27 protein-coding genes are annotated in these 25,101 nt (G+C 64.8%); 13 read left to right on the top strand and 14 right to left on the bottom strand.

Annotation, left to right across the window (positions count from 1 at the left end):
• Nucleotides 1–23 precede the first annotated feature (23 nt).
• The 4 genes from NJ69_RS20050 to trmB all read left to right on the top strand — a co-directional run bounded on the left by NJ69_RS20050 (nucleotide 24) and on the right by trmB (nucleotide 2,277).
• The gene (locus tag NJ69_RS20050) at nucleotides 24–395 is read left to right on the top strand and encodes a DUF423 domain-containing protein (RefSeq protein WP_039582551.1); all 372 of its coding nucleotides are present in this window, start codon (nucleotides 24–26) and stop codon (nucleotides 393–395) included.
• Nucleotides 396–497: 102 nt separating this feature from the next.
• Entirely contained in the window at nucleotides 498–698 is a 201-nt protein-coding gene (gene thiS, locus NJ69_RS20055; RefSeq protein WP_029612374.1) for a sulfur carrier protein ThiS, read from the top strand.
• Between the two features lie 52 nt (nucleotides 699–750).
• Complete coding sequence (locus NJ69_RS20060) at nucleotides 751–1,545, top strand: thiazole synthase (protein WP_039582552.1); 795 nt, start codon at nucleotides 751–753, stop codon at nucleotides 1,543–1,545.
• A gap of 9 nt (nucleotides 1,546–1,554) precedes the next feature.
• The gene (trmB, locus tag NJ69_RS20065) at nucleotides 1,555–2,277 is read left to right on the top strand and encodes a tRNA (guanosine(46)-N7)-methyltransferase TrmB (RefSeq protein WP_039582554.1); all 723 of its coding nucleotides are present in this window, start codon (nucleotides 1,555–1,557) and stop codon (nucleotides 2,275–2,277) included.
• A gap of 53 nt (nucleotides 2,278–2,330) precedes the next feature.
• Here trmB and NJ69_RS20070 read toward each other — a convergent pair whose 3' ends face one another.
• The 9 genes from NJ69_RS20070 to NJ69_RS20110 all read right to left on the bottom strand — a co-directional run bounded on the left by NJ69_RS20070 (nucleotide 2,331) and on the right by NJ69_RS20110 (nucleotide 8,893).
• Nucleotides 2,331–2,657, bottom strand: a complete 327-nt coding sequence (locus tag NJ69_RS20070) for a DUF3392 family protein (protein WP_029612373.1) — start codon at nucleotides 2,655–2,657, stop codon at nucleotides 2,331–2,333.
• Between the two features lie 9 nt (nucleotides 2,658–2,666).
• Nucleotides 2,667–3,845 carry a radical SAM family heme chaperone HemW gene (gene hemW / locus NJ69_RS20075; RefSeq protein WP_039582555.1) on the bottom strand — a complete coding sequence of 393 codons (1,179 nt, stop codon included), beginning with the start codon at nucleotides 3,843–3,845 and terminating at the stop codon, nucleotides 2,667–2,669.
• The gene (gene rdgB, locus NJ69_RS20080) at nucleotides 3,842–4,438 is read right to left on the bottom strand and encodes an RdgB/HAM1 family non-canonical purine NTP pyrophosphatase (RefSeq protein ID WP_167335976.1); all 597 of its coding nucleotides are present in this window, start codon (nucleotides 4,436–4,438) and stop codon (nucleotides 3,842–3,844) included. The genes hemW and rdgB overlap by 4 nt, the downstream gene beginning before the upstream one ends.
• Entirely contained in the window at nucleotides 4,435–4,869 is a 435-nt protein-coding gene (locus NJ69_RS20085) for a DUF4426 domain-containing protein (RefSeq protein ID WP_039582558.1), read from the bottom strand. Before NJ69_RS20085 ends, rdgB begins: the two co-directional genes overlap by 4 nt.
• Nucleotides 4,870–4,892: 23 nt before the next feature.
• Nucleotides 4,893–5,513: a methionine biosynthesis protein MetW gene (metW, locus tag NJ69_RS20090; RefSeq protein WP_029612369.1), complete on the bottom strand. Its 621-nt coding sequence runs from the start codon at nucleotides 5,511–5,513 to the stop codon at nucleotides 4,893–4,895.
• A 7-nt stretch (nucleotides 5,514–5,520) separates the two neighbouring features.
• Entirely contained in the window at nucleotides 5,521–6,660 is a 1,140-nt protein-coding gene (gene metX / locus NJ69_RS20095) for a homoserine O-succinyltransferase MetX (RefSeq protein ID WP_039582559.1), read from the bottom strand.
• 88 nt (nucleotides 6,661–6,748) lie between these two features.
• Complete coding sequence (locus NJ69_RS20100) at nucleotides 6,749–7,339, bottom strand: YggT family protein (RefSeq protein ID WP_039582561.1); 591 nt, start codon at nucleotides 7,337–7,339, stop codon at nucleotides 6,749–6,751.
• A gap of 10 nt (nucleotides 7,340–7,349) precedes the next feature.
• Nucleotides 7,350–8,168 (bottom strand): pyrroline-5-carboxylate reductase, encoded by an 819-nt coding sequence (proC, locus tag NJ69_RS20105; protein ID WP_039582563.1) that lies wholly within the window; start codon nucleotides 8,166–8,168, stop codon nucleotides 7,350–7,352.
• A 38-nt stretch (nucleotides 8,169–8,206) separates the two neighbouring features.
• On the bottom strand, nucleotides 8,207–8,893 hold the full coding sequence (locus NJ69_RS20110; protein ID WP_039582564.1) for a YggS family pyridoxal phosphate-dependent enzyme: 687 nt from the start codon (nucleotides 8,891–8,893) through the stop codon (nucleotides 8,207–8,209).
• Between the two features lie 65 nt (nucleotides 8,894–8,958).
• Between NJ69_RS20110 and NJ69_RS20115 the strand changes: the two genes are divergently transcribed.
• On the top strand, nucleotides 8,959–9,960 hold the full coding sequence (locus NJ69_RS20115; RefSeq protein WP_039582566.1) for a type IV pilus twitching motility protein PilT: 1,002 nt from the start codon (nucleotides 8,959–8,961) through the stop codon (nucleotides 9,958–9,960).
• Nucleotides 9,961–10,006: 46 nt separating this feature from the next.
• On the opposite strand, the gene NJ69_RS20120 is transcribed toward NJ69_RS20115, so the two are convergent.
• Entirely contained in the window at nucleotides 10,007–10,639 is a 633-nt protein-coding gene (locus tag NJ69_RS20120) for a C40 family peptidase (protein WP_039582568.1), read from the bottom strand.
• Nucleotides 10,640–10,806: 167 nt separating this feature from the next.
• Here NJ69_RS20120 and NJ69_RS20125 point away from each other — a divergent pair, with 167 nt between their 5' ends.
• The gene (locus NJ69_RS20125) at nucleotides 10,807–11,226 is read left to right on the top strand and encodes an NINE protein (protein ID WP_039582570.1); all 420 of its coding nucleotides are present in this window, start codon (nucleotides 10,807–10,809) and stop codon (nucleotides 11,224–11,226) included.
• 51 nt (nucleotides 11,227–11,277) lie between these two features.
• Here NJ69_RS20125 and NJ69_RS20130 read toward each other — a convergent pair whose 3' ends face one another.
• The 3 genes from NJ69_RS20130 to NJ69_RS20140 all read right to left on the bottom strand — a co-directional run bounded on the left by NJ69_RS20130 (nucleotide 11,278) and on the right by NJ69_RS20140 (nucleotide 16,166).
• On the bottom strand, nucleotides 11,278–11,976 hold the full coding sequence (locus NJ69_RS20130) for an SPOR domain-containing protein (protein WP_039582571.1): 699 nt from the start codon (nucleotides 11,974–11,976) through the stop codon (nucleotides 11,278–11,280).
• 1 nt (nucleotide 11,977) lies between these two features.
• Nucleotides 11,978–13,714, bottom strand: a complete 1,737-nt coding sequence (argS, locus tag NJ69_RS20135) for an arginine--tRNA ligase (protein WP_039582572.1) — start codon at nucleotides 13,712–13,714, stop codon at nucleotides 11,978–11,980.
• A 232-nt stretch (nucleotides 13,715–13,946) separates the two neighbouring features.
• Nucleotides 13,947–16,166 (bottom strand): primosomal protein N', encoded by a 2,220-nt coding sequence (locus tag NJ69_RS20140; RefSeq protein ID WP_039582574.1) that lies wholly within the window; start codon nucleotides 16,164–16,166, stop codon nucleotides 13,947–13,949.
• 167 nt (nucleotides 16,167–16,333) lie between these two features.
• On the opposite strand from NJ69_RS20140, the gene rpmE reads away from it, so the two are divergent.
• Nucleotides 16,334–16,549, top strand: a complete 216-nt coding sequence (rpmE, locus tag NJ69_RS20145) for a 50S ribosomal protein L31 (RefSeq protein WP_029614303.1) — start codon at nucleotides 16,334–16,336, stop codon at nucleotides 16,547–16,549.
• Nucleotides 16,550–16,873: 324 nt separating this feature from the next.
• Entirely contained in the window at nucleotides 16,874–18,142 is a 1,269-nt protein-coding gene (locus tag NJ69_RS20150; protein WP_039582576.1) for a malic enzyme-like NAD(P)-binding protein, read from the top strand.
• Between the two features lie 106 nt (nucleotides 18,143–18,248).
• Here the strand turns inward: NJ69_RS20150 and NJ69_RS20155 are convergent, their stop codons facing one another.
• The gene (locus NJ69_RS20155; protein ID WP_430736666.1) at nucleotides 18,249–20,699 is read right to left on the bottom strand and encodes a penicillin-binding protein 1A; all 2,451 of its coding nucleotides are present in this window, start codon (nucleotides 20,697–20,699) and stop codon (nucleotides 18,249–18,251) included.
• Between the two features lie 143 nt (nucleotides 20,700–20,842).
• Between NJ69_RS20155 and pilM the strand changes: the two genes are divergently transcribed.
• From pilM to aroK, 5 genes are read left to right on the top strand one after another with little or no spacing between them, the layout of a single operon-like run.
• Nucleotides 20,843–21,751 (top strand): type IV pilus biogenesis protein PilM, encoded by a 909-nt coding sequence (gene pilM, locus NJ69_RS20160; RefSeq protein ID WP_167335977.1) that lies wholly within the window; start codon nucleotides 20,843–20,845, stop codon nucleotides 21,749–21,751.
• On the top strand, nucleotides 21,748–22,281 hold the full coding sequence (locus NJ69_RS20165) for a PilN domain-containing protein (protein ID WP_039582579.1): 534 nt from the start codon (nucleotides 21,748–21,750) through the stop codon (nucleotides 22,279–22,281). The genes pilM and NJ69_RS20165 overlap by 4 nt, the downstream gene beginning before the upstream one ends.
• Nucleotides 22,282–22,295: 14 nt before the next feature.
• Nucleotides 22,296–23,303, top strand: a complete 1,008-nt coding sequence (locus NJ69_RS20170; RefSeq protein WP_162889484.1) for a pilus assembly protein PilP — start codon at nucleotides 22,296–22,298, stop codon at nucleotides 23,301–23,303.
• Nucleotides 23,269–24,495, top strand: a complete 1,227-nt coding sequence (locus NJ69_RS20175; RefSeq protein WP_116887364.1) for a type IV pilus secretin PilQ — start codon at nucleotides 23,269–23,271, stop codon at nucleotides 24,493–24,495. The genes NJ69_RS20170 and NJ69_RS20175 overlap by 35 nt, the downstream gene beginning before the upstream one ends.
• 4 nt (nucleotides 24,496–24,499) lie before the next feature.
• A complete protein-coding gene (gene aroK, locus NJ69_RS20180; RefSeq protein WP_039582580.1) occupies nucleotides 24,500–25,018 on the top strand; it encodes a shikimate kinase AroK in 519 nt (172 codons plus the stop codon).
• The last annotated feature ends 83 nt before the right edge of the window (nucleotides 25,019–25,101 follow it).

The following is a 25,101-nucleotide window of genomic DNA, read 5'->3' on the forward strand; positions in this document are numbered from 1 at the left end:
GACCCCTTTCAAGGAGTCGTCCCATGCTTCGCAGCTTCCTGATGCTCGCGGCCTTCTTCGGCTTCACCGGTGTCGCGCTGGGTGCCTTCGCCGCACACGGCTTGAAGAACCGTCTGAGCGCCGACTACCTGGCGATCTTTCATACCGGTGTCAGCTATCAACTGGTGCATGCGCTGGCGATTCTGGCGGTGGCGATGCTGTCCGTGCATCTGCCCGGGCGGCTGATCGGCTGGGCGGGCGGCCTGTTCGCTGTGGGCATCGTGCTGTTCTCCGGCAGCCTCTACGCCCTGACCCTCAGCGGCGTGAGCAAGCTCGGCATCATCACCCCCATCGGTGGCGTGTGCTTCCTGGCGGGCTGGGCCTGTCTGGGCCTGACGGCGTGGCGCCTGGGCTGACCAGTCGGTCGGCAATAGCGACTGATGGCGCCGCTCGCCCTTGGGTTGCACGGCGGATCGGCGCTAGAATGCGGGCCCCAATGAACGATGGTGGCCGTGCGCATGCGCATTCAACTCAACGGTGAACCCTACGAACTGCCTGCAGGCGAGAGCGTGGCGGCCCTGCTGGGGCGTCTGGAGCTGGTCGGGCGTCGTGTGGCGGTGGAACTGAACCTGGACATCGTGCCGCGCAGCCAGCACGACTGCACCCTGTTGAACGAGGGCGACCGGGTCGAGGTGGTCCACGCCATCGGTGGCGGCTGACGGCCGCGCCGTGCCCACCCGCAACTCCCGTAACCTTTGCAGAGGAACCACGATGAGCAACGTTCGCAGCGACAAGCCTTTCACCCTGGCCGGGCGTACTTTCCAGTCGCGCCTGCTGGTCGGCACCGGCAAGTACCGTGACATGGACGAGACCCGCGAGGCCATCGAGGCCTCGGGGGCCGAAATCGTCACCGTCGCCGTGCGCCGCACCAACATCGGCCAGAATCCAGGCGAGCCGAACCTGCTCGATGTGTTGCCACCGGACCGCTATACCATCCTGCCGAACACCGCCGGGTGCTACGACGCGATCGAAGCCGTGCGCACCTGCCGCCTGGCCCGTGAGCTGCTCGACGGCCACAACCTGGTGAAGCTGGAGGTGCTGGCCGACCAGAAGACGCTGTTCCCCAACGTCATCGAAACCCTCAAGGCCGCCGAAGTACTGGTCAAGGATGGCTTCGATGTGATGGTCTACACCAGCGACGACCCGATCATCGCGCGTCAACTGGCCGAGGTCGGCTGCATCGCGGTCATGCCGCTGGCGGGTCTGATCGGCACGGGCCTGGGCATCTGCAACCCCTACAACCTGCAGATCATCCTCGAGGAATCCAAGGTGCCGGTGCTGGTCGATGCCGGTGTGGGCACCGCTTCCGACGCCACCATCGCCATGGAAATGGGCTGCGAAGCCGTGCTGATGAACTCCGCCATCGCCCACGCCCAGCAGCCGGTACTGATGGCCGAAGCCATGAAGCATGCCCTCGTCGCCGGTCGCATGGCCTATTTGGCCGGGCGTATGCCGAAGAAACTCTATGCCAGCGCGTCTTCGCCGCTGGATGGTCTGATCAAGTAAGAGCACCTGATGACTGAATCGCAAGAAACGCCGATCTCCGCCGACGGCGAAGAGCGCCCGCACCGCCGCATCAAGAGTTTCGTGATGCGTGCAGGCCGCATGACCGAAGGCCAGCAGCGCGGCCTGGAGCAGGGCGGCCCGCTGTTCATCCTGCCCCTGGCCGACAGCCCGGTGGACTACGACCAGGTGTTCGGCCGCTCGGCGCCGCGCACTCTGGAAATCGGTTTCGGCATGGGCCACTCCCTGCTGGAAATGGCCGCTGCCGCACCGGAGCTGGATTTCATCGGTGTCGAAGTGCACCGCCCTGGTGTCGGCGCGCTGCTCAACGGCGTGCTCACCCAGAACCTGAAAAATCTGCGGGTGTACGACTGCGATGCCATCGAAGTGCTCAACCGCTGCGTGGCCGACGGCAGCCTGGACCGGCTGATGCTGTTTTTCCCCGATCCGTGGCACAAGGCCCGTCACCACAAGCGGCGCATCGTCCAGCCGGCGTTCGCCGAACTGGTGCGGCGCAAGCTCAAGGTCGGCGGCGTGTTCCACATGGCCACCGACTGGGAGCCCTACGCTGAGCACATGCTGGAAGTGATGCAGGCCGCGCCGGGTTACCGCAACCAGGCGGCGGACGGCGCCTACGTACCGCGTCCGGACGAGCGCCCGATCACCAAGTTCGAGCGCCGCGGTGAGCGGCTCGGGCATGGGGTGTGGGATCTGAAGTTCGAGAAGGTTGACTGACAGTCAGCGTTGGACCGACCGACAAAGGGCTGCTATGCAGCCCTTTTGCGTTACTAGCCGCGGCGATCCGCCACCACGCCGATCAGCACCAGTACCACCAGCAGTACTGGCGCCAAGGCGTAGTTGTTGAACTGTGCCAGCGCTTTCACCACCCACGGCGTGGCATAGATCAGCGCCGCGCCGCTGCCGATCATCACCAGCAGGGCCATGAACGGCACCCGCAGGGCGCCGGCCAGTCCGCCCAGGCGCTGCTCGACCCAGCCCTTGATGTCGGTGCCGAACAGCACCAGCAGGCAGCCCACCAACGCCAGGGAAATCTCCGAAAGGTTGCTGCGGCTCCAGCGGGAAACGGTCGAGAGCAGGTCAAGTACCAGGTCCATGGGTCATCCTTAATTCAAGAAGTACTGCAGCAGATCGTTGAGAAACAGCTGGCCTTGGGGCGTTGCCGCCAGCCGCTCCGGTTCGACTCGCAAAAGCCCCTTTTGTTCGGCGGCGCGCCGTGCCTCGGCCAACTGCGCCAGCGGCAGCCCTGTGCGTTGGGTGAACAATTCGGCTTCCACGCCCTCGGTCAAGCGCAGGGCGTTCATCAGGAACTCGAAGGGCAGCTCATCGGGCGGCAGCAGCTTCTCGCCCGCCTTGTACGGTTTCTCGGGATTGAGGTAGTCCTTGGGCAGGCGAGTCTTCCAGGTGCGCAGGATGCGCCCGTCGGGGAACGACAGCTTGCCGTGGGCCCCGGCACCGATGCCGATGAAGTCGCCGAAGCGCCAGTAGTTGAGGTTGTGGCGCGCGGCGCGTTCGGCCTGGGCATAGGCCGACACTTCGTATTGGCGATAACCCTGCTCGGCCATCAGCGCCTGTCCGGCCTCCTGGATATCCCAGAGAATGTCGTCTTCGGGCAGCAGCGGCGGCTGGTTCCAGAACACCGTGTTCGGTTCCAGGGTCAGTTGGTACCAGGACAGGTGCGTCGGCCCCAGGTCGATGGCCTGGCGCAGATCGCCCAGCGCTTCGTCCAGCGACTGTTCAGGCAGGCCGTGCATGAGGTCCAGATTGAAGTTGTCGAAGCCTGCCGCACGGGCCATGCCGGCGGCGCGCACGGCCTCGTCGCCATTGTGAATGCGCCCGAGCTTTTCCAGCTTCTGCGCCTGGAAACTCTGCACGCCGATGGACAGGCGGTTGATGCCGGTCTGGCGATAGGCCTTGAACTTGTCCTGCTCGAAGGTGCCGGGGTTGGCCTCCAGGGTGATCTCGATGTCGGCGGCGAAGGGAATGCGCTGCTCGATGCCACGCAGCAGCCGACCCAATGCGGCGGCGCTGAACAAGCTGGGCGTGCCGCCACCGAAGAAGATGCTGCTGATCGACCGGCCTTGCACCGCCGGCATTTCCAGCGCCAGGTCGGCGAGCAGGGCATCGACGTACTGCGCTTCAGGCAGGGTCGGTCCGGCCTGGTGCGAGTTGAAGTCGCAATAAGGGCATTTGCGCACGCACCAAGGAATGTGGATGTACAGCGACAGCGGCGGCAGCACCGCAAGCACCAGGCCCGGCGGTGGCGCAGAGGAGGATTCGGTCATGCCAATCCCAGGCGCTGACGCAGCAGGGCCATGGCCCGGGCGCGGTGACTGAGTTGGTTCTTTTCCAGCGGCGCCAGGTCGGCGCTGGAACAATTGCGTTCAGGCACCCAGAACAGCGGGTCGTAGCCGAAACCATGCTCGCCGCTGGCCGCGAACAGAATCCGCCCGTGCCACAGCCCCTCGCAGAGCACTGGCAGGGGATCGTCGGCATGCCTGACCAGCGCCAGCACGCAGACGAACTGTGCACCGCGTTCGGCTTCAGGCACGTCCTTGAGCGCCTCGAGCAGTTTGGCGTTGTTCGCCGCATCGCCCTGACCGTCGGCGTAGCGGGCCGAGTAGATGCCCGGTGCGCCGCCCAATGCATCCACCGCCAGGCCCGAATCGTCGGCCAGGGCCGGCAGGCCGGAAATACGCGCGGCATTGCGTGCCTTGAGGATGGCGTTTTCGACGAACGACAGGCCGGTTTCCTCGGGTTCGACCTGGCTGAATTCGCCGATCGAACGCAGCTGCACGGACTCTCCGAGCATGGCCTGGAGTTCCTTGAGTTTGCCGGCGTTGTGGCTGGCCAATACGAGTTGCTGGAAATTCATCATTCGCCTGGGAATACGTCCTGGTTGAATTGAAGGTCGTGGCTGATGCCGCCGGCCTCGATCTGCACGTCGAAGACCAGGGTCTGCGCCTGCTCGGTCTTGAACTGGGCGATGTAGGACACCGCGCCTGCGCTGCTCACCTGGCGGAACGACAGCGCACTGGCGCGGCCGGTAAGGTCTTTGACCTTGCCGCTGACCACCGCGGTCGTAGGCGTGCCACCCTTGAGCAGGGTGATGTTGAGCACGCCCAGGCGCTTGCTGCGTTCGATGCCGCTGGCCTGCGCCACCTCGGGCGTCAGTGCGCCGGAGGCGAAGGCGTTGTAGTACACCGTGACGTCGCCGAAGACCTGCTTGCGGTCCGGTCGGGCTGCATCGGCGGCCCAGCTCGGTAGGGCCAGGCACAGGGTGATCAGCAAAAGGGCGAGACGACGCATGTTGCCATTCCTCCGGTGGTGGGTCACACCGCGACCTGGTGCTCCTGCAACCCAGGGCTGCTGACCCGATAGATACCGATTTCCCCCAACAGATTAGGCCAAAGCCGACCGCCCCACCCGTTGCGGTGACGGTTGTCCACGGCCAGGCGATCGAGCACCTTTGCATCGCGTTCGCGGCACAGGTTCTCGAAGTCCTCGAAGGTGCAGAAGTGGATGTTCGGGGTGTTGTACCAGGTGTAGGGCATGAAGTCCGACACGGGCATGCGGCCCTTGGTCGCCAGGTACCAGCGGCAGCGCCAGTGGCCGAAGTTGGGGAAGGTGATGATGCACTGGCGGCCCACGCGCAGCATCTCGTCGAGGATTCGGTCGGGATACTCCACAGCTTGCAGGGCCTGGGTCATGACCACCACATCGAAGCTGTTGCTGGCGAAGTTGCCCAGGCCCTTGTCCAGGTCCTGCTCGATGACGTTGACACCGTTGGCCACGCAGGCGGCGATGTTGTCGGCGTCGATCTCCAGGCCGTAGCCGGTGACCTGCTTGCGGTCGCGCAACGAAGCCAGCAGCTCGCCATTACCGCAGCCTAGGTCGAGTACCCGGCTGCCGGCAGGGATCCAGTCGTGGATGATTTCCAGGTCGGCTCTCATGCTGTCCTCAGATGACGATGCGGTTCATGTAGTTCGTGAAGCCCTGGGTGTAGCGCGGTGTGGGGATCAGGAAGGCATCGTGGCCGTAAGGGGCATCGATCTCCAGGTAGCACACGTTCTTGCGCGCGGCCATCAGCGCATCGACGATCTCCCGTGAGCGTGCCGGGGAGAAGCGCCAGTCGGTGGTGAACGACATGATGCAGTAGTCGGCCGTGACATGGCCCAGGCTGGCGGCCAGGTCACCGCCGTGGGCGGCGGCTGGGTCGAAATAGTCCAGCGCCTTGGTCATCAGCAGGTAGGTGTTGGCGTCGAAGCGGCCGGAAAATTCCTCGCCCTGATAGCGCAGGTAGCTCTCCACCTGGAACTCGACGCTGTGGAAGTCGTAGTTGAGCTTGTCGCTCTTGAGTTCGCGGCCGAATTTCTCGCCCATCGAGTCGTCGGACAGGTAGGTGATATGGCCGACCATACGCGCCAGCATCAGCCCGCGCTTGGGAATCACGCCCTGGTCCTGGAACGAGCCACCGTGGAATTCGGGGTCGGTGAGGATGGCCTGGCGCGCGACTTCGTTGAAGGCGATGTTCTGCGCCGACAGCTTGGGCGCCGAGGCGATGTCCACGCAATGACGCACGCGCTGCGGGTAGGTGATGGTCCACTGCAAGGCCTGCATGCCGCCCAGGCTGCCGCCGACCACGGCGGCCCATTGGCTGACGCCGAGGCGATCGGCCAGGCGTGCCTGGCTGTGCACCCAGTCCTCGACGGTGAGCACCGGAAAGTCCGCACCATAGGCTTTGCCGGTGGCCGGGTTGATGCTGCTCGGACCGGTGCTGCCATTGCAGCCGCCGAGGTTGTTCAGGCTGACCACGAAGAAGCGGTTGGTGTCGATGGGCTTGCCCGGGCCGATGCAACTGTCCCACCAGCCCGGCTTGCGGTCTTCGACGCTGTGGTAGCCGGCCGCATGGTGATGGCCGGACAGCGCGTGGCAGATCAGCACCGCATTGCTGGCACTGGCATTGAGCGTGCCATAGGTTTCATAGACCAGCTCGTAGCCGGCCAGCGAGCGGCCACCGGCCAGCGTCAACGGTTCATCGAACCGGGCGATCTGGGGGGTTACCAGACCGACGGAATCTTCGGGAAAGACAGTGGACATCGGCCCTGCTCACGCTTGACGGAGGCGTAAGTCTAAAGAGCGCTACCCCCAGCGGCAAGCAATGGCTGCCGCTGGGGGCCGGGCTGGATCAGATCAGGCGCCACAGCACATCCGGCATGCCGGCGTAGTTGGCCAGTTGCGGCATCAGGAACGACTGCACCACCTGGATAGCGATGAAGGCGAAGATCGGCGAGATATCCAGACCACCGAGGTTGGGCACCAGGCGGCGGAAGGGCGCCAGCACCGGCTCGCTGATCTGGTAGGCCAGCTCGGCGGCGGGGTTGTGGCTGTTGGGCGCGATCCAGGACACGATCACCATGACGATCATCGCCACCCAGAAGATCTTCAGGAACAGCGAGGTGATCCCCAGGATGGCCCAGATCAGCAGGTGCGGCAGGTCGCCGATGGTGCCGTAGGTGAGCATCAGCACGAAGGCCATCAGCAGCGCCTGAATCACGATCGCCAACAGCAGCGACGAGGTATCCAGCCCGGCGATGCTCGGCACGATACGGCGAATCGGCTTGAGCAGCGGCTGGGTGGCGCGCACCGTGAACTGGCTCAGCGGGTTGTAGAAATTGGCCTTGACCAGTTGCAGCACGAAGCGCAGCAGGACGATCACCAGGTACAGGCTGACCAGGGTTTGCACCACGAAGATCGCGGCGCCGGACAGTGCATTCATCGACAACTCCTCATTTGCCCAAGTGTTCGGCCAGCTCGGCCGAACGTGTGGCGGCCGCTTGCAGCGCCTGCTCGACCACGGCCTCGAAGCCGTTGGCCTGGAACGATTTGATCGCCGCTTCGGTGGTCCCGGCTGGCGAGGTGACGCGGCGACGCAGCTCGGCGGCGTCGACGTCGCTGGAAACGGCCATGTGCGCGGCGCCCAGTGCGGTCTGCAGGGTCAGCTGCGAGGCGATGTCGCGTGGCAGGCCGAGCTTCTCGCCGGCGGCGGTCATGGCTTCGATCAGCAGGAAGAAATAGGCCGGGCCGCTGCCGGAGACGGCGGTGACCGCATCCAGTTGCTGCTCCTGCTCCAGCCACAGGGCGGTGCCCACGGCGCTGAGCAACTGTTCGGCCTGCTCGCGCTGGCCGACCGACACCTGTGCGGTGGCGTACAGGCCGCTGGCGCCCTGACGCAGCAGGGACGGGGTATTGGGCATGCAGCGCACCACCGGGACCTGGCCCAGCCAGTTCTGGAGGCTGTCGCAGGTGATGCCGGCGGCGATCGAGACGACCAATTGCCCGGCCTTCAGCTCAGGTTTGAGGGTTTCGCACACGCTCTTCATGACCTGTGGCTTGACTGCCAGCACGATCACGTCGGCGCCATCGATGGCCTGGGCGTTGCTCTCGAAGGTCGCGATGCCGTGTTCGGCCTGGATCCGGGTGCGGGTGTCGGCGCCAGGATCGCTGGCGCGGATCTGCGAAGCGTCCAGGCCCTGGGCCCGCAGGCCGCCGATCAGGCTGGCCGCCATGTTGCCCGCGCCGATGAAGGCGATACGCGTCTTGCTCATGTCAGGTCCTTGAAGGAAAGAGTGAGTAAAGCATGGATTCAGGCGTGCCCGTAGTCGCGCGCGCCGAACAGTGCGGTGCCGATACGCACCCAGGTCGCGCCTTGGGCGATGGCCGCTTCCAAGTCATGGCTCATGCCCATGGACAGACTGTCCAGGCCAAGGCCGAGGGCCTCCTGCAACTGGCGCAGCCGGGCGAACGCAGCGTGCTGGGCGGCAGGGTCGTCGGTGGGTTCAGGGATCGCCATCAGCCCGCGCAAGCGCAGGTTGGGCAACGCGGCCACGGCCTGGGCCAGGGCTGGAAGCTGCTCTGGCGTGCAGCCAGACTTGCTGTCCTCGCCACTGACATTCACCTGCAGGCAGATATTCAGGGGTGGCAGGTCGGTCGGGCGTTGGTCACTCAGGCGTTGGGCGATCTTCAGGCGGTCCACGCTATGTACCCAGTCGAAATGTTCGGCAATGGCCTTGGTCTTGTTCGACTGGATGGGGCCGATGAAATGCCAGATCAAGGGCAGGTCGGACAATTCCGTCTGTTTGGTCAGCGCTTCCTGAAGATAGTTCTCGCCGAAATCGTGCACGCCCGCCCGGTGAAGTTCGGCGATGGCGCTGGCGGGCTTGGTCTTGCTCACGGCCAGCAACTGCACGCTGGTCGGGTCGCGGTGGCTGGCCTTGGCCGCGCCGTCGATGCGGGTACGAATGGCGTGAAGGTTGTCTGCTAGGGTGGACATGGATCGATGCCGGCAGCTCAGTGGTGTGCGGCATTCTACCTGCTTGATGGCCTTTGGGGAGTCTCATGGACGTGACCGACCTGCTGGCCCGCGCCGTGAAGGCGGGGGCCTCGGACCTGCACCTGGCGGCGGGCGAATTGCCGGCGTGGCGCCTGGATGGCGTATTGCAGCGCGTGGCGTTGCCGACGTTGTGCAGCGACACGCTGGAGCAGGGGCTTGCGCCCTGGCTCGATGCGGATCAGCGCCAGCGCTGGCGGACGGGCGACGAGGTGGACCTGGCCGTGGAGCCGCCTGGGCTTGGACGCGTTCGCCTGAGCCTGTTCAGGCAGTATCACGGCCTGGCCGCCAGCCTGCGGCTGATCGGGCAGCAGGCGCCGACGGTCGAGGCGTTGGAATTGACTGGGGTGTATCAGGCGCTTGCCCGCTGCCGCGATGGCCTGGTGCTGGTGGGTGGGGCGACCGGCAGTGGCAAGTCCAGCACGCTCGCCGCGCTGGTCGCGCAACTGGGATGCGACCGCGCAGGCCATATCCTGACCCTGGAAGACCCGGTTGAGTTCGTACACGGCGGTGGCCGGGCGTTGATCAACCAGCGCGAGATCGGCCGCCACAGCCGAGACTTCGCCCAAGGCCTGCGCAGCGCACTGCGCCAGGATCCGGATGTGATCATGATCGGCGAACTGCGCGACCTGGACAGCATCCGCCTGGCCTTGCGCGCAGCGCAGACCGGTCATCTGGTACTGGCCACCGTGCACACGCGCAGCGCTGCCAGCAGCATCGATCGGCTGGTGGAGGTGTTCGCCGCCGAGGAGAAGCCGCTGATCCGCGCCATGCTCGCCGAGTCGCTGCAATTGGTGGTGGCGCAGGCGTTGGTGCGGCGTGTGGGCGGCGGTCGGGTGGCGGCGCGCGAGGTGCTGGTGGCCACCGCGGCGGTCCGCAATTTGATCCGCGAAGGGCGCGTGGCGCAATTGCAGTCGGCCATGCAGACCGGTGCGGCGCAGGGCATGGTGACGATGGAGGCGGCGCTGGACAGGTTGAGGGGGCGGGGGCTGATCGACAACCTGGAGTAGGAGCGGCGCTCTCGGCGCGGAGTGCCCGCGCCGGGCCGAAGGGGGATTAACGCTTGGCCAGTCTCAAGGCCTGCTGCTCTTTGGGCAGCACGCGTTTGGCGACGACGTAGTGCTTCTGCCAGTAAGGTTTGTCCAGACTGTCGATGCTCACCCGCTTGCCGGTGCGCGGTGCGTGGATGAAGCGCTCGTTGCCCAGGTAGATGGCCACGTGGTTGACGCGACGGCTCTTGATGTTGAAGAAGATCAGGTCGCCAGGCTTGAGGTCCTTGCGCGCCACTTTCACGCCGTGGCCCTGGGCCATGGCATTGGAGCTACGCGGCAGATCCAGGTCGGCGACGTCGTTGAAGGCATATTTCACCAGGCCGCTGCAATCGAACCCTTTGCCGGGTGTGCTGCCGCCCCAGCGGTAGGGCGTGCCGAGCGCATTGACGGCGCGGCTGAGCACTTGGCTGCTTTGCTTGGGCGTGGCAGCGGCCACCTTCAGTGTGGGGTTCTTGGCCGCATTGCCTGGCCGTGCACGCAGATTGACGTGCTTGGCGGGGGAACGTTTGATGGTCGCATCGGCATTGGTGGTATAGCCGCTGAAGCCGTTGGGAAGTCGTTGCTCACGATTGGTGGCGTGGGCGGCCAGGGGCAATAAAAGGCAGAGGGTCAGCCATGTCTTGAAGAAGGGCGGCATAGATGAAGCTCTTATGAACGGTTATGGAGATTGGCGCGCAACTTTATAACAGCTTTTCGATCAAAAACTGATCCGTTGGTCGTGTGGGCGATTACCATACGTCGGCGCAAAACGGAAAAGTCACATTTTTTCTTAGAAAATTTTCGGCTATCCCACGAGGACAATGCATGAATACGTATCAACAGGGTGCGCCGCTGCACGACACGCACAGCAAGGTGATTGGCTATCTGCTGTGGATTTTCGGCTTCACCGGCTCGCACCGCTTCTATTACGGCAAGCCCATCACCGGCACGATCTGGTTCCTGACCCTCGGTCTGCTGGGCATCGGTTGGCTGATCGACCTGTTCCTGATTCCGTCGATGGACCGCGAAGCCGACATGCGCTTCCAGTCAGGCCGGGTGAACTACACGGTGGCCTGGGTGCTGCTGACCTTCCTGGGCATCTTCGGTATCCACCGGCTGTACCAGGGCAAATGGATCAGCGCGATCATCTACTTCTTCACCGGGGGCCTGTTCCTGGTTGGTGTGCTGTATGACTTCTGGACGCTGAACACCCAGATATCCACGGTCAACCGCGAACGTCCCTGAAAGGCGCGCTTCAGAAAAAAGGCCTTGTCGCAGTGCGGCAAGGCCTTTTCTTTACTGGCGTGTCTGGCGCTGCTGCAACAGCAGGTTGCTGAAGCCGGCGCCGGCCAATTGTTTCTGTGCAACGGTCAGCTGTTCGCGGTTGCTGAACGGTCCGACCAGTACCCGGTACCAGGTCTCGTCTTTCACCGTACCGGACTCCACTTTCACCACCTGCCCCAGCAGGATGATCTGCGCCCGTACCTTGTCGGCGTCGGCCTCCTTGCGGAACGAGCCCGCCTGCAGGAAGTACAGGGTGGTCGCTGCCGGCTTGATCACCGGTGGTGCGGGTGGCGGCGTCTGACCCAGCAGCGCGGCTTGGGCACGGGCGGTGTCGATCTTCGCCGCTTCTGCCGGGGTGACCGGCGTGGTCGGCTGCGCCGGCACTGGCGGCGTCTTCTCCGGCACCGCTTCAGGCGGCACGATCACTTCCGATTCCGGCAGCAGGGTGTAGAAATCGTACTTCGGCTTGATCGGCTGAGGCGTGGTGGGGGTGGTGCCCTTGGCGGCTTCGGCGACCTTGGCCGGCTTCTGCTGTTCAGGCTTGGCGCGCTTGATGTCGTCGCCGCCCGGCTCGAGCTTCATCAGGAACACCACGAACGCGCCCACGGTGAGGCCGATCGCCAGCCACACCCAGCCCGGAATCGGCTGTTTCGCAGGTGGCTGATGGCGACTGGCGCCGCGCTTGGGCGCAGGTTTCTTCTTGGCAGCCAACTTACATGCGCTCCAGGGTTTCCAGGCCAAGCAGTTCCAGGCCCTGTTTGAGGGTACGGCCGGTCAGCGCCGCAAGCCGCAAGCGGCTTTGTTGCTGCTCGGCGGTGTCGGCGGCGAGGATCGGGCAGTTCTCGTAGAAACTGGAGAACAGACCCGCCAGGTCGTAGAGGTAGCTGCAGAGCACGTGTGGCGTGCCTTTGTCGGCGACGTTGTTGAGCACTTCGCCGAATTGCGCCAGGCGCGCGGCCAGGTCCTGCTCGTGAGCCGCCTGCAGCACGATGTCGCCTTCGACCTGCTCGAAGCCCTTGCCCAGCTTGCGGAACACGCCGGCCACGCGGGTGTAGGCGTACAGCAGGTAAGGCGCGGTATTGCCTTCGAAGTTGAGCATCAGTTCGAAGTTGAAGCTGTAGTCACTGGTGCGGTGCTTGGACAGGTCCGCGTACTTCACAGCGCCGATGCCGACCACTTCGGCGATGCGCCGCAGTTCGTCTTCGGCCAGGCTCGGGTTCTTTTCCTTGACCAGGGCGTAGGCGCGGTCCTTGGCTTCGCTCAGCAGGTCGATCAGCTTGACGGTGCCGCCGTCGCGGGTCTTGAACGGACGGCCATCGGCGCCGTTCATGGTGCCGAAGCCCATGTGCTCCATTTTCATCGGGTGGCCGACGAAGCCGGCGCGGCGGGCGACCTCGAACACTTGGTTGAAGTGCAGCGCCTGGCGTTGGTCGACGAAGTACAGCGCGCGATCGGCGTGCAGCACGTTGCTGCGGTAGCGTACCGCCGCCAGGTCGGTGGTGGCGTAGAGGTAACCGCCATCGGCCTTCTGCACGATCACCGGCAGCGGCTCGCCTTCGGTGTTCTTGAACTCTTCGAGGAACACGCACTGGGCGCCCTGGCTCTCGACCAGCAGGCCCGAGGCCTTGAGGTCGGCCACGACCGGTGCCAGGTCGTCGTTGTAGGCACTTTCGCCCATCACGTCGGCCATGGTCAGCTTGACGTTGAGCAGCTCGTAGGTTTTCTGGCAGTGCGACAGCGAGATGTCCTTGAAGCGCGTCCACAGCGCCAGGCACTCCGGATCGCCGGCCTGCAGCTTGACCACCAGGCCCCGGGCGCGGGTGGCGAATTCCTCGGACTCGTCGAAGCGTTTCTTCGCGGCGCGGTAGAAGTTTTCCAGGTCCGACAGCGCTTCGCTGGTGATCGGGTTTTCCTGCAGGTAGGCCAGCAGCATGCCGAACTGGGTGCCCCAGTCGCCCACGTGGTTCTGGCGGATCACCGTGTCGCCGAGGAACTCGAGCACGCGGGCGACGCTGTCACCGATGATGGTCGAGCGCAGGTGGCCGACGTGCATCTCTTTGGCCAGGTTGGGCGCCGACAGGTCGACGACCACCTTCTCGGCGGTGCCGGCTTTGCGTACGCCCAGGTGGTCGTCGGCCAGCGCCGCGTCCAGGCGCTGGGCCAGGGCGTCGGTGTTCTGGAAGAAGTTGAGGAACCCGGGACCGGCGATCTCGACCTTGCTGATGTCGGCGCTGGCCGGCAGCGCCGCGATCAGCTTGTCGGCGAGGTCGCGAGGCTTCATGCCCGCAGGCTTGGCCAGCATCATGGCGATGTTGCTGGCGAAGTCGCCATGGGTCTTGTCGCGGGCGTTCTCCACCTGAATCGATGGCGACAACCCTTCAGGCAGCACACCGTCGGTGACGAGTTGGGCGAGAGCTTGCTGGATCAGCTGGCGAATGGTGTCTTTCATCGGGTTCTCGTTTCGACCGCAAACGCGGCGAGCGCTTCGATGCGCAGGTGGAAAAACTGGACATTATCCGTGCTTGAGCCTTAAGGCTCAAGCACAGCGGCAAGTGATGAGCGGCAAGTGGCAAGCTGCAAGCGGCAAGAGGTTGTGCGGTGACTGCGCGGGCCCGAACCTGTCGCGTGCAGCTTGCAGCTTGCAGCTTGCAGCTTGCAGCTTGCAGCTTGCAGCTTGCAGCTCAATAAAGGTCGACGGGGTCGACGTCGAGCGACCAGCGTACTTGGCGGCCCGAGGGCAGTTGCTCGACTATCAGCAGCCAGGCGGCGATCAGCCGGTGCAATGGGGCGCGGGCGCTGGCCTGGATCAGCAACTGGGCGCGGAAGCGGCCAGCGCGGCGCTCCATGGGGGCGGGCACCGGGCCCAGCAGCTCGATGCCTGGCAGCGTCATCTCGGTCTGCAGGCGTTCGGCGGCGGCGCAGGCTTCGTCGAGGAAGGCTTCGGCCTGGCCCGGCTTGTGCGCTTCGGCGCGCAGCAGCGCCAAGTGCGAAAACGGCGGCAGGCCGGCGGCGCGGCGTTCGCTCAAGGCCTGTTCGGCGAAGGCGAAATAGCCTTGCTCGGTGAGCTGTACCAGTAGCGGGTGCTCGGCCAGATGGGTCTGCACGATCACCTTGCCCGGTTCCTCGGCGCGACCGGCGCGGCCAGCCACCTGCACGATCAACTGCGCCATGCGCTCGCTGGCGCGGAAGTCGCCGGAGAACAGGCCACCGTCGGCATCGAGAATCGCCACCAGCGTCACCCGGGGGAAATGGTGGCCTTTGGCGAGCATCTGGGTGCCGACCAGGATGCTCGGCTGGCCGCGCTGGATGGTGCTGAACAACTGCTGCATGGCGTCCTTGCGCGAGGTGCTGTCGCGGTCCACGCGCAGCACCGGGTAGTCGGGGAACAGCGTTTTCAGGCGCTCTTCGGCACGCTCGGTGCCGGCGCCGACCGGCCGCAGGTCGACATGCGCGCACTGGGGGCATTGCAGCGGCAGACGCTCATCGTAGCCGCAGTGATGGCAGCGCAGCACGCCGGAGCGCTGGTGCACGGTCATGCGCGCATCGCAGCGCGGGCACTCCGACAGCCAGCCGCAGTCGTGGCACAGCAAGGTCGGGGCGAAGCCGCGGCGGTTGAGGAACACCAGCACCTGCTGGCCGGCCGCCAGGGTCTGGCCGATGGCCTGTTGCAAGGGCCCGCTGATGCCGCTGTCCAACGGCAGGCTGCGCACATCCAGACGCATGAAGCGCGGCGGCTTGGCACCGCCGGCGCGCTGGTTCATACGCAACAGGCCGTAGCGGCCGGTGTGGGCGTTGTGCAAGCTTTCCAGCGAGGGCGTGGCCGAGCCCAGCAGAATGGGAATGTTGTCCTGATGCGCGCGCACCACTGCCAGGTCGCGGGCGTGATAGCGCAGGCCTTCCTGCTGTTTGTAGGAGCCGTCGTGCTCTTCGTCGATGATGATCAGGCCGGGTCGCTTCATGGGCGTGAACAGCGCCGAGCGGGTGCCGATGATGATGTCGGCCTCGCCGTCGCGGGCCGCCAGCCACGCGTCCAGGCGCTCGCGATCGTTGACCGCCGAGTGCAGCAGCGCGATGCGCGCGTTGAAGCGTTGCTCGAAGCGCGCCAGGGTCTGCGGGCCGAGATTGATCTCGGGAATCAGGATCAGGGCCTGCTTGCCGGCCTCCAGGGTTTCGCGGATCAGTTGCAGGTAGACCTCGGTCTTGCCACTGCCGGTGACCCCGGCGAGCAGGAAGGCATGGTAGCTGCCAAAGCCCGAACGCACGGCCTCGAACGCCGCCCGCTGTTCATCGTTGAGTGGCAGCTCCGGCTGCGCCAGCCAATGCTCGTGGCGCGGCGGCGGCAGATGGCGGCGCACCTCGACCTGCACCAGCTCCTTGGCCAGCAGCAGGTCGAGGCTGTCCTTGTTCAGTGCCAGCTTGCTCAGCAGGCTGTGGGCCACGCCATGGGGATGCTGGGCGAGGGTCTGCAGGGCCTCTTTCTGGCGCGGGGCGCGGGCGATGCGCGGGTCGTCGAGTCGCGCGCCCGGCGCGACGTGCCAAAAGCGCTCCTGCCGGGCTTCGGCCGCCTCGCCCTGGCGCAGCAGCACCGGCAGTGCCCAACTGAGGGTGTCGCCCAGACTGTGCTGATAATAGTGGGCGGTCCACAGGCACAGCTTGAACAGCTCAGGCGGCAGCGGCGACACCGGATCGAGCAGCTCGCTGGCCGGCTTGAGCTTGTCGGCGGGCACTTCGCTCTGCGCGCAGACTTCCACCAGCACGCCGATCATCTCGCGGCGTCCGAACGGCACGCGGATGCGCATGCCCGGGGTCAGTGTCTGGCGGGCCATGGCGGCCGGCGCCCGATAGTCGAACAGGCGACGCAAGGGCGAGGGCAGGGCAAGGCGCAGGATGACGTCGGGCACGCGGGAGGTCTTCGTGGGAAGGGGATGAGTCGGCGAGCCTAGCAGACGACAGCCGGTGCAAGCGACCACTTGCGCTGCCTCCGGGCTCTGGTATTATTTGCCGCCTAATTACGTGCGGTATTCAACAATAGGTGTTGGGTGGCGGCACGCAGCTCGAGGAAGTGACCATGAAAGCCGATATTCATCCGAACTACGAAGTAGTTGCAGTCACCTGCAGCTGCGGCAGCAAATTCGAAACCCGTTCGACCCTGGCCAAGCCGCTGGCGATCGACGTCTGCTCCCAGTGCCACCCGTTCTACACTGGCAAGCAGAAAGTCCTGGACACCGGTGGTCGCGTACAGAAGTTCGCCGACCGCTTCGGTATGTTCGGTACCAAGAAGTAATCATGCACCTGGCGAGGCCTCTGGCTTCGCGATGCTGCAAAAGAAGGCGCCCCTTGCGGGCGCCTTTTTTGTATCTGCCGTTTGGCAGGTAAGGCGGGGGTGAGGTGCAGGGTGTGCGAGCATGAGGAGAAGGTGGTCAGAGAAAATAGTTGTAGACACTATGTGCGTGGATTGTACACACTCGATTTCGCCAGCCCCGTCAGGTGTAGCGTAAAGTCGTAGGCCACCGGCCTTGACAGGTGTGACCGGGCAGTCTTGTCGCTCCCGGACTCTTTGCGTATCCTCGGCGGTCCGTCAGAACAGTAAACAAGCGGAATGCCCACCATGTCAGATTTGAAAACCGCCGCTCTCGAATACCACGCTCAACCTCGTCCGGGGAAACTGAGCGTGGAACTTTCCAAGCCAACCGCCACCGCCCGCGACCTCGCCCTGGCCTACAGCCCAGGCGTTGCCGAGCCGGTCCGCGAAATTGGCCGTGATCCAGAGCTGGCCTACAAATACACCGGCAAGGGCAACCTGGTCGCGGTGATTTCCGACGGCACCGCCATCCTGGGCCTGGGCGACCTTGGCCCGCTGGCCTCCAAGCCGGTCATGGAAGGCAAGGGCGTTCTGTTCAAGCGTTTCGCGGGCATCGACGTGTTCGACATCGAAGTTGAATCGGAAAGCCCACAGGCCTTCATCGACACCGTTCGCCGCATCTCCATCACCTTCGGCGGCATCAACCTCGAAGACATCAAGGCGCCTGAGTGCTTCGAGATCGAGCGCACGCTGATCGAGCAGTGCGACATTCCGGTCTTCCACGACGACCAGCATGGCACCGCCATCGTGACCGCTGCGGGCATGATCAACGCCCTGGAAATCGCAGGTAAAACCCTGGAGGACGCGAAGATCGTCTGCCTGGGCGCCGGCGCTGCGGCCATCTCCTGCATGAAGCTGCTGGTCAGCATGGGTGCCAAGGTCGAGAACATCTTCATGATCGACCGCAACGGCGTGATCCATGCCGGTCGCGACGACCTGAACCAGTACAAGGCCCAGTTCGCCCACGCCACCGACAAGCGCACCCTGGCCGATGCCCTGGACGGTGCTGACGTGTTCGTGGGTCTGTCCGGCCCGAACCTGCTGAGCGCCGACGGCCTGAAGTCGATGGCGGCCAACCCGATCGTGTTCGCCTGCTCGAACCCGGATCCGGAAATCGCCCCTGAGCTGGCGCACGCCACCCGCAATGACGTGATCATGGCCACCGGTCGTTCTGACTACCCGAACCAGGTCAACAACGTGCTGGGCTTCCCGTTCATCTTCCGTGGCGCCCTGGACGTGCGCGCCAAGCGCATCAACGAAGAGATGAAGATCGCTGCCGCCGTCGCCCTGAAGGATCTGGCCAAGCTGCCTGTGCCGAAGGAAGTGTGCGAAGCCTACGGCGTCGAGGGCCTGGAGTTCGGCCGTGAGTACATCATTCCGAAGCCGCTGGACGCGCGCTTGATCACCGTCGTTTCCGACGCGGTGGCCAAGGCAGCCATCGAGTCGGGTGTGGCCACCCTGCCGTATCCGAAGCACTACCCGCTCAAGAGCGTGGATGACGTGTTCAACGGCTGATCGGCCGCCGCGTCATTGAAAAGCCCCGGCGCGTGAGCGTCGGGGCTTTTTTGTGGGCGTCCTGCAGAAGCGGCGCTGCGCCGCCTCGACAGAAGATGAGCGGCGCTTAGAACAGGTCCATCGGCGCCGATTCATCGGCCGGGAGCGGGCTGCCCGGTGCTACGCCATTGCCCAGTTCGTCACCTGAAGGTGGCGAGTCTTCAGCCTTGAACAGCTCGAAGTAGGCATTCGGCGTGCTTGGCGTCGCCGCACGGCCGCTCACCGGATCGACCCTCAGGCTGAGAATGCCCTCGGGCTCGGCTGGCGGATGCTCGGGCTTGCCCTTGAGCGCCGGGCCCATGAAGTCCATCCAGATCGGCAGCGCGACGGTGCCCCCATACTCGCGACGACCCAAGGTCTCCGGCTGATCGAAGCCGACCCAGACGGTGGTCATGTAGTCGGCGTTGTAACCGGAGAACCAGGCATCCTTGGATTCGTTGGTGGTACCGGTCTTGCCCGCCAGGTCGCTGCGGCCCAGGGCCAAGGCGCGTCGGCCAGTGCCGCGCTTGATCACGTCCTGCAGCATGCTGGTGAGGATATAGGTGGTACGACCGTCGATGATCCGCTCGGCCACCACCGGCGTCAGTGGCGGCGGGGCGATCTGGCCCAGCGCCGACGGCGCGGTACCCGGCTGCGCGAGAGTAGTGATCGGCGCTTCCGGTGCAGCGATGCCGGCCTGATCCTGCTGGCCTTGCGGTACCCGCGCCGGATTGGCGGTGAACAGGGTCTCGCCGCTACGGCTCTCGATACGCTCGATCAGGTACGGGTTGATCTTGTAGCCGCCGTTGGCGAAGGTGCTCCAGCCGGTGGCGATCTCCATCGGCGTGAGCGTTGCGGTGCCCAAGGCCAGCGACAGGTTGCGCGGCAGGTCCTGCTTGTTGAAACCGAACTTGGCGATGTAGTCGATGGTGCGATCGACGCCCATGGCTTGCAGCAGGCGGATCGACACCAGGTTGCGCGACTTGTACAGCGCCTCGCGCATGCGGATCGGGCCGAGGAAGGTGTTGGTGTCGTTCTTCGGACGCCAGACTTTGTCGATGGACTCGTCGACGAACACGATCGGTGCGTCGTTCACCAGGCTGGCGGCGGTGTAGCCGTTGTCCAGCGCAGCGCTGTAGACGAACGGCTTGAAGCTCGAACCCGGCTGGCGCTTGGCTTGCATGGCGCGGTTGTAGTTGCTCTGCTCGAACGAGAAGCCGCCGACCAGCGCTTGGATCGCGCCGTCGGTCGGGTTCAGTGTCACCAGCGCACTCTGCGCCCCCGGCACCTGGCTGAACTTGAGCGTGCCGTCGTCCAGGCGCTGCACACGGATCAGGTCGCCGACCTGCGCCACGTCTGCCGGCGACTGCGGCGAGCGGCCCTGGGCGTTGCTGTTGATGAACGGCCGGGCCCACTTCATGGTGTCCCAGGCCACGTCTTCTTCCTGTCCGGCACGGGTCAGTACCTTCAGGCCAGTCTTGTCGACCTGGGTGACGATGGCCGGTTCCAGCCCGCCGAGGGTGCGCTGTTTGGTCAGGTCCTGCTGCCAGGCGTTGCGCGTCTTGCCCGGATAGCGCGCTTCGGGGCCACGGTAGCCGTGGCGCTCGTCGTAAGCGGTCAGGCCATTGAGCACCGCCTTGTTGGCGATCTCCTGGGTATCGCTGGGGACCGTGGTGGTGACGCGATAGCCTTCGGTGTAGGCCTCGCTGCCGTATCGGCCAACCATTTCGGCCCGCGCCATTTCGGCGACGAACGGCGCATTCACCTCCGGCGCCGGCACGTGATAGCTGGCGTTCAGCGGCTCGGCGAGCGCGGCCTGATAGCTCGCCTGGTCGATCTTGCCGAGCTTGTACATGCGCCCCAGGATCCAGTCGCGGCGCTCTTTGGCGCGTACCGGGTTGGCCAGCGGGTTGAAACGCGACGGCGCCTTGGGCAGGCCGGCGATCATCGCCATTTGCGCCAGGCTGACGTCACGGATCGACTTGCCGTAATACACCTGCGCTGCCGCATCGATGCCATAGGCACGATTGCCCAGGTAGATCTTGTTCACGTACAGCTCGAGGATTTCGTCCTTGGTCAGCTCGCGTTCGATCTGCAGGGCCAGGAGGATTTCGTTGGTCTTGCGCGAGAAGCTGCGTTCACTGGTGAGGAAGAAATTCTTGGCCACCTGCATGGTGATGGTGCTGCCGCCAGTCTGAATATGACCGGATTTCACCAATTGGGTCGCAGCGCGCATCAGGCTGCTTGGATCGACGCCGTAATGGTTGAGGAAATTGTCGTCTTCGGCTGACAGAAGTGCCTGGATGAACTGCGGGGGAATTTCCGCGAATCTAATGGGAGAGCGCCGCATCTCGCCAAACTCGGCAATCAGCTTGCCGTCGCTGCTGTACACCCTCAGCGGTATCTGCAACTGGATGCTTCTGAGCGAGTCGACCGACGGCAGGCTGGGACTAAGATACAGAAACGCCCCGCTCAGACCGAGTACGAGCGCGCAGATGACGGCGACGAAAGACCACCAGAAGAACTTCAGCAGGCGAATCAAGGCTTTGGGGTGTCCAGGTTGATAAATGGAGTGCACGCAGGCCCGGCGGACGGGCAAAAACGCTGGGCATTATAAGCATTTCGCCCTTCCGGGTCATCGACCGGCCGGGGCAGGCGACGATGGGTTCGACCGGCAATGGGATGCCGGTCATCAAAAAGGGAATAGCGATGCTTGGACGCTTTGGCAGGGATGACGGTTCAGTGTTGGGTGTGCAAATTACGTCCGATTCGGTGCGAATGCTGCAGTTGAGCGGCGCCCGAGGGCGACGCAGGGTGAGTTCCTGGGTTCATCAGGTGGTGGCACCTGTAACTCGGTTGGACGCTGATGGCGAGTCGCTAGCACAGGCGCTGCGCGAGGCTGCTCGCCGTTGCGGCCGGGCCAGGAGAGTCGCCCTGGCCATGCCGGGGTCTCAGGTGATCTGCAAGGTGGTGCAGTTGCCGTCGGCCGTTCCTGAGGCTGAACGCGAGGCGCGGCTGCTGGCCGATGCCGAGCATCTGTTCCCTTTTCCTTTGGATGATCTGGCCATGGACTTCCAGGTGCTTGGCCCGACGGCGCAGGCTTCCCAGTCGCTCGACGTGCTCATAGGCGCGGCGCGCCAGAGCCTTGTCGAAACGCTGCTGCAGCCGTTCGAGGACGCGGGGCTTGAGGTCGTCGCCGTGGAGGTGGATAGCGTCGCGCTGGCTCGGTTGCAGCCGGGCGCGGATCGCCAGCCTTTGCTGCTGCTGGAGGCGGACGGGCTGGCATTGCATACCTGGGGTGATGCCCCGCTGGGGGTGCGTGTAGAGCAGCGTTTCGACAATGGCTGTACGCAGGCGGCTTACCTGCAGCGGATCGAGGATCTGCTTGCGAGCGCTGCGCTTGGGAAAAACGCCGCGGGATTGATGGTCGGCGGTGCGGCGGCCACGTCGAACTGGCTACAGGTGCTGGAGCAGCATCTAGGTCGCGTTTGCCAACCAATTTGCTCCGCCTACGTGCGCAAGGATATGCCTGCTGCGGACCACGGCGCGATGGCCCTGCCCCTGGCACTGGCGTTGGGAGTGGACGCATGAGCCTGCGCTTGAATCTGTTGCCCTGGCGCGAACGCCAGCGGTTGGCCGCGCTGCGCAGGTTCCGCTGTGTGTTCCTGGGCAGTCTGTTCACGGCCTTCGTGGCGGTGATGCTGGTGGATCGCCTAGCTCATCAGCGTCTTGAGCGGCAGGCGCAAGCCGGTGTGCTGCGCCAAGCCGAACTCCAGGTGCTGGACGAGCGGGTGCAGCAGGTGCAGCGCCTGCATGCCGCGCGCGAGGATATGCGCGGACAGGTCCAGGCGCTCGCTGGACTGCGCGCGGGGCAGGCCCAGATGCCGCAGTTGCTCGCTGAGGTGGAGGCGGCGATGTCCCAAGGCATGCAATTGACCCGTCTCGATCTTCAAGACGGGCGCCTGCAGGTCAACGGCCTGGCGCTGTCTTCAGCCGTGCTGGCTCAGTTCATGCGCGACTTGCAGCGATCACCGGTCGTTCACGACCTTGAGCTCAAGCAAGTCGTTGGGCGTGCTGCAGGGGACGCATTCCTGTTGATCGCTCGCGTTTCGCCATCTTGATCATGCGCTGGTCAGTGCTCTCACGCTGGCAGGACGATGCTGCGCGTTCGCCAGTGTCCCGCGCGGCCACTGTGGGGCTTGGGGTGCTGTTGGTGCTGGCCGGCGGCTACTGGCTGCGTGTCCATGACACGCGCGCTGCTTATCGCCAGGGCTCGTTGCTCGAAGCGCAGCAGATGCAGGCACTGCAAGCGCGACAGTCCCTGGCAGAGGGGCTGGTCCCGGCCGAAGCGGCGTTGATTCAGGAGCAGCACACACTGCAGGAGGCGCGCTGGCGCTTGTCGGGTGGAGCGAGCATGAGCGACTTGCTCGATCAACTGGCGCTGACGGGGCGCTCCCACGGCCTGCTGTTCGAGCAACTCGATATCGGGCAAGAGGTCCAGGCTGTCGGGTACCGCCAGATTCCGCTGCAGATGCAGGTCAGCGGCAGCTATGCCGGGTTGCGCGCCTGGCTTGACGAATGGCTGCAGCAGGTGCGGTTGCTGCAAGTGGTGCGTGCGCAACTGGAGCCTGCAACAGGACGGCCCGGGCTGCTGCATCTGCACCTGCAAGTGCACGCGTTGGAGGCCGGCGAGGAGTTGCCGGCGCCGGCCTCGCTTGCCGATGAGCCGGCACGGCAGCGCGTCACAGCGCCGCTGCTTGACCCGTTCGCCCCATGGTCTACACGGCGCAGGGCGCAAGAAGGCTTGATCGGGGTGCCGCTGGAGCAGTTGGAGATGGTCGGCAGCCTGTCGCGCGCGGGTAGCACGCACGCCTTGGTGCGCTGGGCCGGGCGGGTGTATCGGGTGGCTGAGGGGGATCACCTGGGGCGTGAAGAGGGCGAGGTGGTCAAGGTCGATCCGGATCAAGTCGAAATCAGGGAACGGTTGTTCAACGATGCAGCATGGCAGGAGCGCTCCAGCTATCTGACGTTGAGCCGTGGCAGCAGTGCAGGGAGCACGGATGATTGGACAAAACGCGGTGATCGGTCTGTGGGCGCTCTTGGCGTCGATGCAGGCACTGGCGACGACGGCCTACAAAGGTGAGCCGCTGTCGCTGAACTTCCAGGATGTGGAGGTGCGAGCGGTGCTGCAGGTGCTGGCCGACTATGCAGGGGTCAATCTGGTGGCCAGCGACACGGTCCAGGGCAACGTCACGCTGCGCTTGCAGGACGTACCCTGGGACCAGGCGCTGGACCTGGTGCTGCGCAGTCGCGGATTGGCCAGGCGCGAGCAGGGTAATGTACTGCTGATCGCCCCTGCCGCCGAGCTTGCCGAGCAAACGCGCGAGACGCAGGCTGACCGCCTGCTGGAGGCGCGGTCGCAGCCGCTGCAGCGCGCACTGCTGCCCGTTCACCATGCCGATGCGTCCGCGCTGGCACCGCTGTTGCTGGCCAGCCTGGCCCTCGATGACCCGGCGGATGCGCGCGCCACGCTGAGCGTGGATCCACGCACCAACACCCTCGTCGCCGTCCAGTCCGCCGGGCGGCTGGCCGAACTGCGGCAGTTGATCGCGCAGTTGGACGTGCCGGTGCGTCAGGTGATGATCGAGGCGCGCATCGTCGAGGCCAACGTCGACTACGAGAAGGTGCTTGGCGTACGCTGGGGCGCCAAACATGGCGGTTCGCCGGGACGCTCGGGCAGCGAACTGTTCGTCGATCTCGGCGCCTCGCCCGCCACGTCCGGCATCGGTCTAGGCTTGGTGGGCAGCAATGCGCTGCTCGACTTGCAGCTCAGCGCCATGGAAAAGAGCGGGAATGGCGAGATCATCTCGCAGCCCAAGGTGGTCACGGCCGACAAGGAAACCGCACGCATCCTCAAGGGCACCGAGGTGCCGTACCAGCAGTCGAGCAAGAGTGGCGCCACCTCGGTGTCGTTCCGCGAGGCCTCGCTTTCATTGGAGGTCACCCCGCAAATCACCCCTGACGGCAAAGTCATCATGGCGGTGCGCGTGACCAAGGACGAGCCCGACTACGCCAATGCCCTCAACGACGTGCCGCCGATTCGCAAGAACGAGGTCAACGCCAAGGTACGCGTGGCCGACGGTCAGACCATTGTGATTGGTGGCGTGTATTCGACGTCGAACAGCAATGTGGTCGACAAGGTGCCATTTCTTGGCGATCTGCCGTATGTTGGACGGCTGTTTCGACGCGATGCATTACAAGAGAAAAAATCCGAGCTGCTGGTCTTCCTGACTCCGCGTATCATGAATGACCAGGCGATTGCTGTGAGTCGTTGATTCTGTGCGAAATTTGATACTTGTAGGGCCCATGGGTGCCGGAAAGAGCACCATCGGGCGCCTGTTGGCCAAAGAGCTGCGTCTGCTGTTCAAGGATTCCGACAAGGAAATCGAACTGCGCACCGGCGCCAACATCCCGTGGATCTTCGACAGGGAAGGCGAGCCGGGCTTTCGCGATCGCGAGCAGGCGATGATCGCCGAGTTGTGCGAACTCGACGGCGTGGTGGTCGCCACAGGCGGTGGCGCGGTGATGCGCGAGGCCAACCGTCGTGCCCTGCACCAAGGCGGCCGGGTCATCTACCTGCACGCCTCGGTCGAGCAGCAGGTGGGCCGTACCGCCCGTGATCGCAATCGCCCGCTGCTGCGCACGGCCAATCCTGAAGCCACGCTGCGCTCGCTGCTGGAGATGCGCGACCCGCTCTACCGCGAGATCGCCGACCTGGTGGTGGAAACCGACGAACGGCCACCGCGCATGGTGGTGATCGACATTCTCGAGCGCCTGCAGCAGTTGCCGCCCCGCTGAGCCGGGACTATTCTCGGCGACCAACGCCGGGTCGAGGTTGAACGTACGCGCAGGCCGCTCAGCCAAGGCCGCGCCCAAGCACA

The sequence above is a fragment of the Pseudomonas parafulva genome (assembly GCF_000800255.1).
GTDB classification, from domain to species: Bacteria; Pseudomonadota; Gammaproteobacteria; order Pseudomonadales; family Pseudomonadaceae; genus Aquipseudomonas; species Aquipseudomonas boreofloridensis.

Excerpts from the sequence above, each read along its gene's own strand:
- argS (WP_039582572.1), bottom strand. The coding sequence starts at position 13,714 with ATGAAAGACACCATTCGCCAGCTGATCCAGCAAGCTCTCGCCCAACTC.
- NJ69_RS20175 (WP_116887364.1), top strand. The coding sequence starts at position 23,269 with ATGCAGGCACTGGCGACGACGGCCTACAAAGGTGAGCCGCTGTCGCTG.
- trmB (WP_039582554.1), top strand. The coding sequence starts at position 1,555 with ATGACTGAATCGCAAGAAACGCCGATCTCCGCCGACGGCGAAGAGCGC.
- NJ69_RS20070 (WP_029612373.1), bottom strand. The coding sequence starts at position 2,657 with ATGGACCTGGTACTTGACCTGCTCTCGACCGTTTCCCGCTGGAGCCGC.
- NJ69_RS20150 (WP_039582576.1), top strand. The coding sequence starts at position 16,874 with ATGTCAGATTTGAAAACCGCCGCTCTCGAATACCACGCTCAACCTCGT.
- NJ69_RS20050 (WP_039582551.1), top strand. The coding sequence starts at position 24 with ATGCTTCGCAGCTTCCTGATGCTCGCGGCCTTCTTCGGCTTCACCGGT.
- NJ69_RS20120 (WP_039582568.1), bottom strand. The coding sequence starts at position 10,639 with ATGCCGCCCTTCTTCAAGACATGGCTGACCCTCTGCCTTTTATTGCCC.
- thiS (WP_029612374.1), top strand. The coding sequence starts at position 498 with ATGCGCATTCAACTCAACGGTGAACCCTACGAACTGCCTGCAGGCGAG.
- rdgB (WP_167335976.1), bottom strand. The coding sequence starts at position 4,438 with ATGATGAATTTCCAGCAACTCGTATTGGCCAGCCACAACGCCGGCAAA.
- hemW (WP_039582555.1), bottom strand. The coding sequence starts at position 3,845 with ATGACCGAATCCTCCTCTGCGCCACCGCCGGGCCTGGTGCTTGCGGTG.
- NJ69_RS20100 (WP_039582561.1), bottom strand. The coding sequence starts at position 7,339 with ATGAATGCACTGTCCGGCGCCGCGATCTTCGTGGTGCAAACCCTGGTC.
- metX (WP_039582559.1), bottom strand. The coding sequence starts at position 6,660 with ATGTCCACTGTCTTTCCCGAAGATTCCGTCGGTCTGGTAACCCCCCAG.
- rpmE (WP_029614303.1), top strand. The coding sequence starts at position 16,334 with ATGAAAGCCGATATTCATCCGAACTACGAAGTAGTTGCAGTCACCTGC.
- NJ69_RS20085 (WP_039582558.1), bottom strand. The coding sequence starts at position 4,869 with ATGCGTCGTCTCGCCCTTTTGCTGATCACCCTGTGCCTGGCCCTACCG.
- NJ69_RS20115 (WP_039582566.1), top strand. The coding sequence starts at position 8,959 with ATGGACGTGACCGACCTGCTGGCCCGCGCCGTGAAGGCGGGGGCCTCG.
- proC (WP_039582563.1), bottom strand. The coding sequence starts at position 8,168 with ATGAGCAAGACGCGTATCGCCTTCATCGGCGCGGGCAACATGGCGGCC.
- NJ69_RS20125 (WP_039582570.1), top strand. The coding sequence starts at position 10,807 with ATGAATACGTATCAACAGGGTGCGCCGCTGCACGACACGCACAGCAAG.
- pilM (WP_167335977.1), top strand. The coding sequence starts at position 20,843 with ATGCCGGTCATCAAAAAGGGAATAGCGATGCTTGGACGCTTTGGCAGG.
- NJ69_RS20110 (WP_039582564.1), bottom strand. The coding sequence starts at position 8,893 with ATGTCCACCCTAGCAGACAACCTTCACGCCATTCGTACCCGCATCGAC.
- metW (WP_029612369.1), bottom strand. The coding sequence starts at position 5,513 with ATGAGAGCCGACCTGGAAATCATCCACGACTGGATCCCTGCCGGCAGC.
- NJ69_RS20165 (WP_039582579.1), top strand. The coding sequence starts at position 21,748 with ATGAGCCTGCGCTTGAATCTGTTGCCCTGGCGCGAACGCCAGCGGTTG.
- NJ69_RS20060 (WP_039582552.1), top strand. The coding sequence starts at position 751 with ATGAGCAACGTTCGCAGCGACAAGCCTTTCACCCTGGCCGGGCGTACT.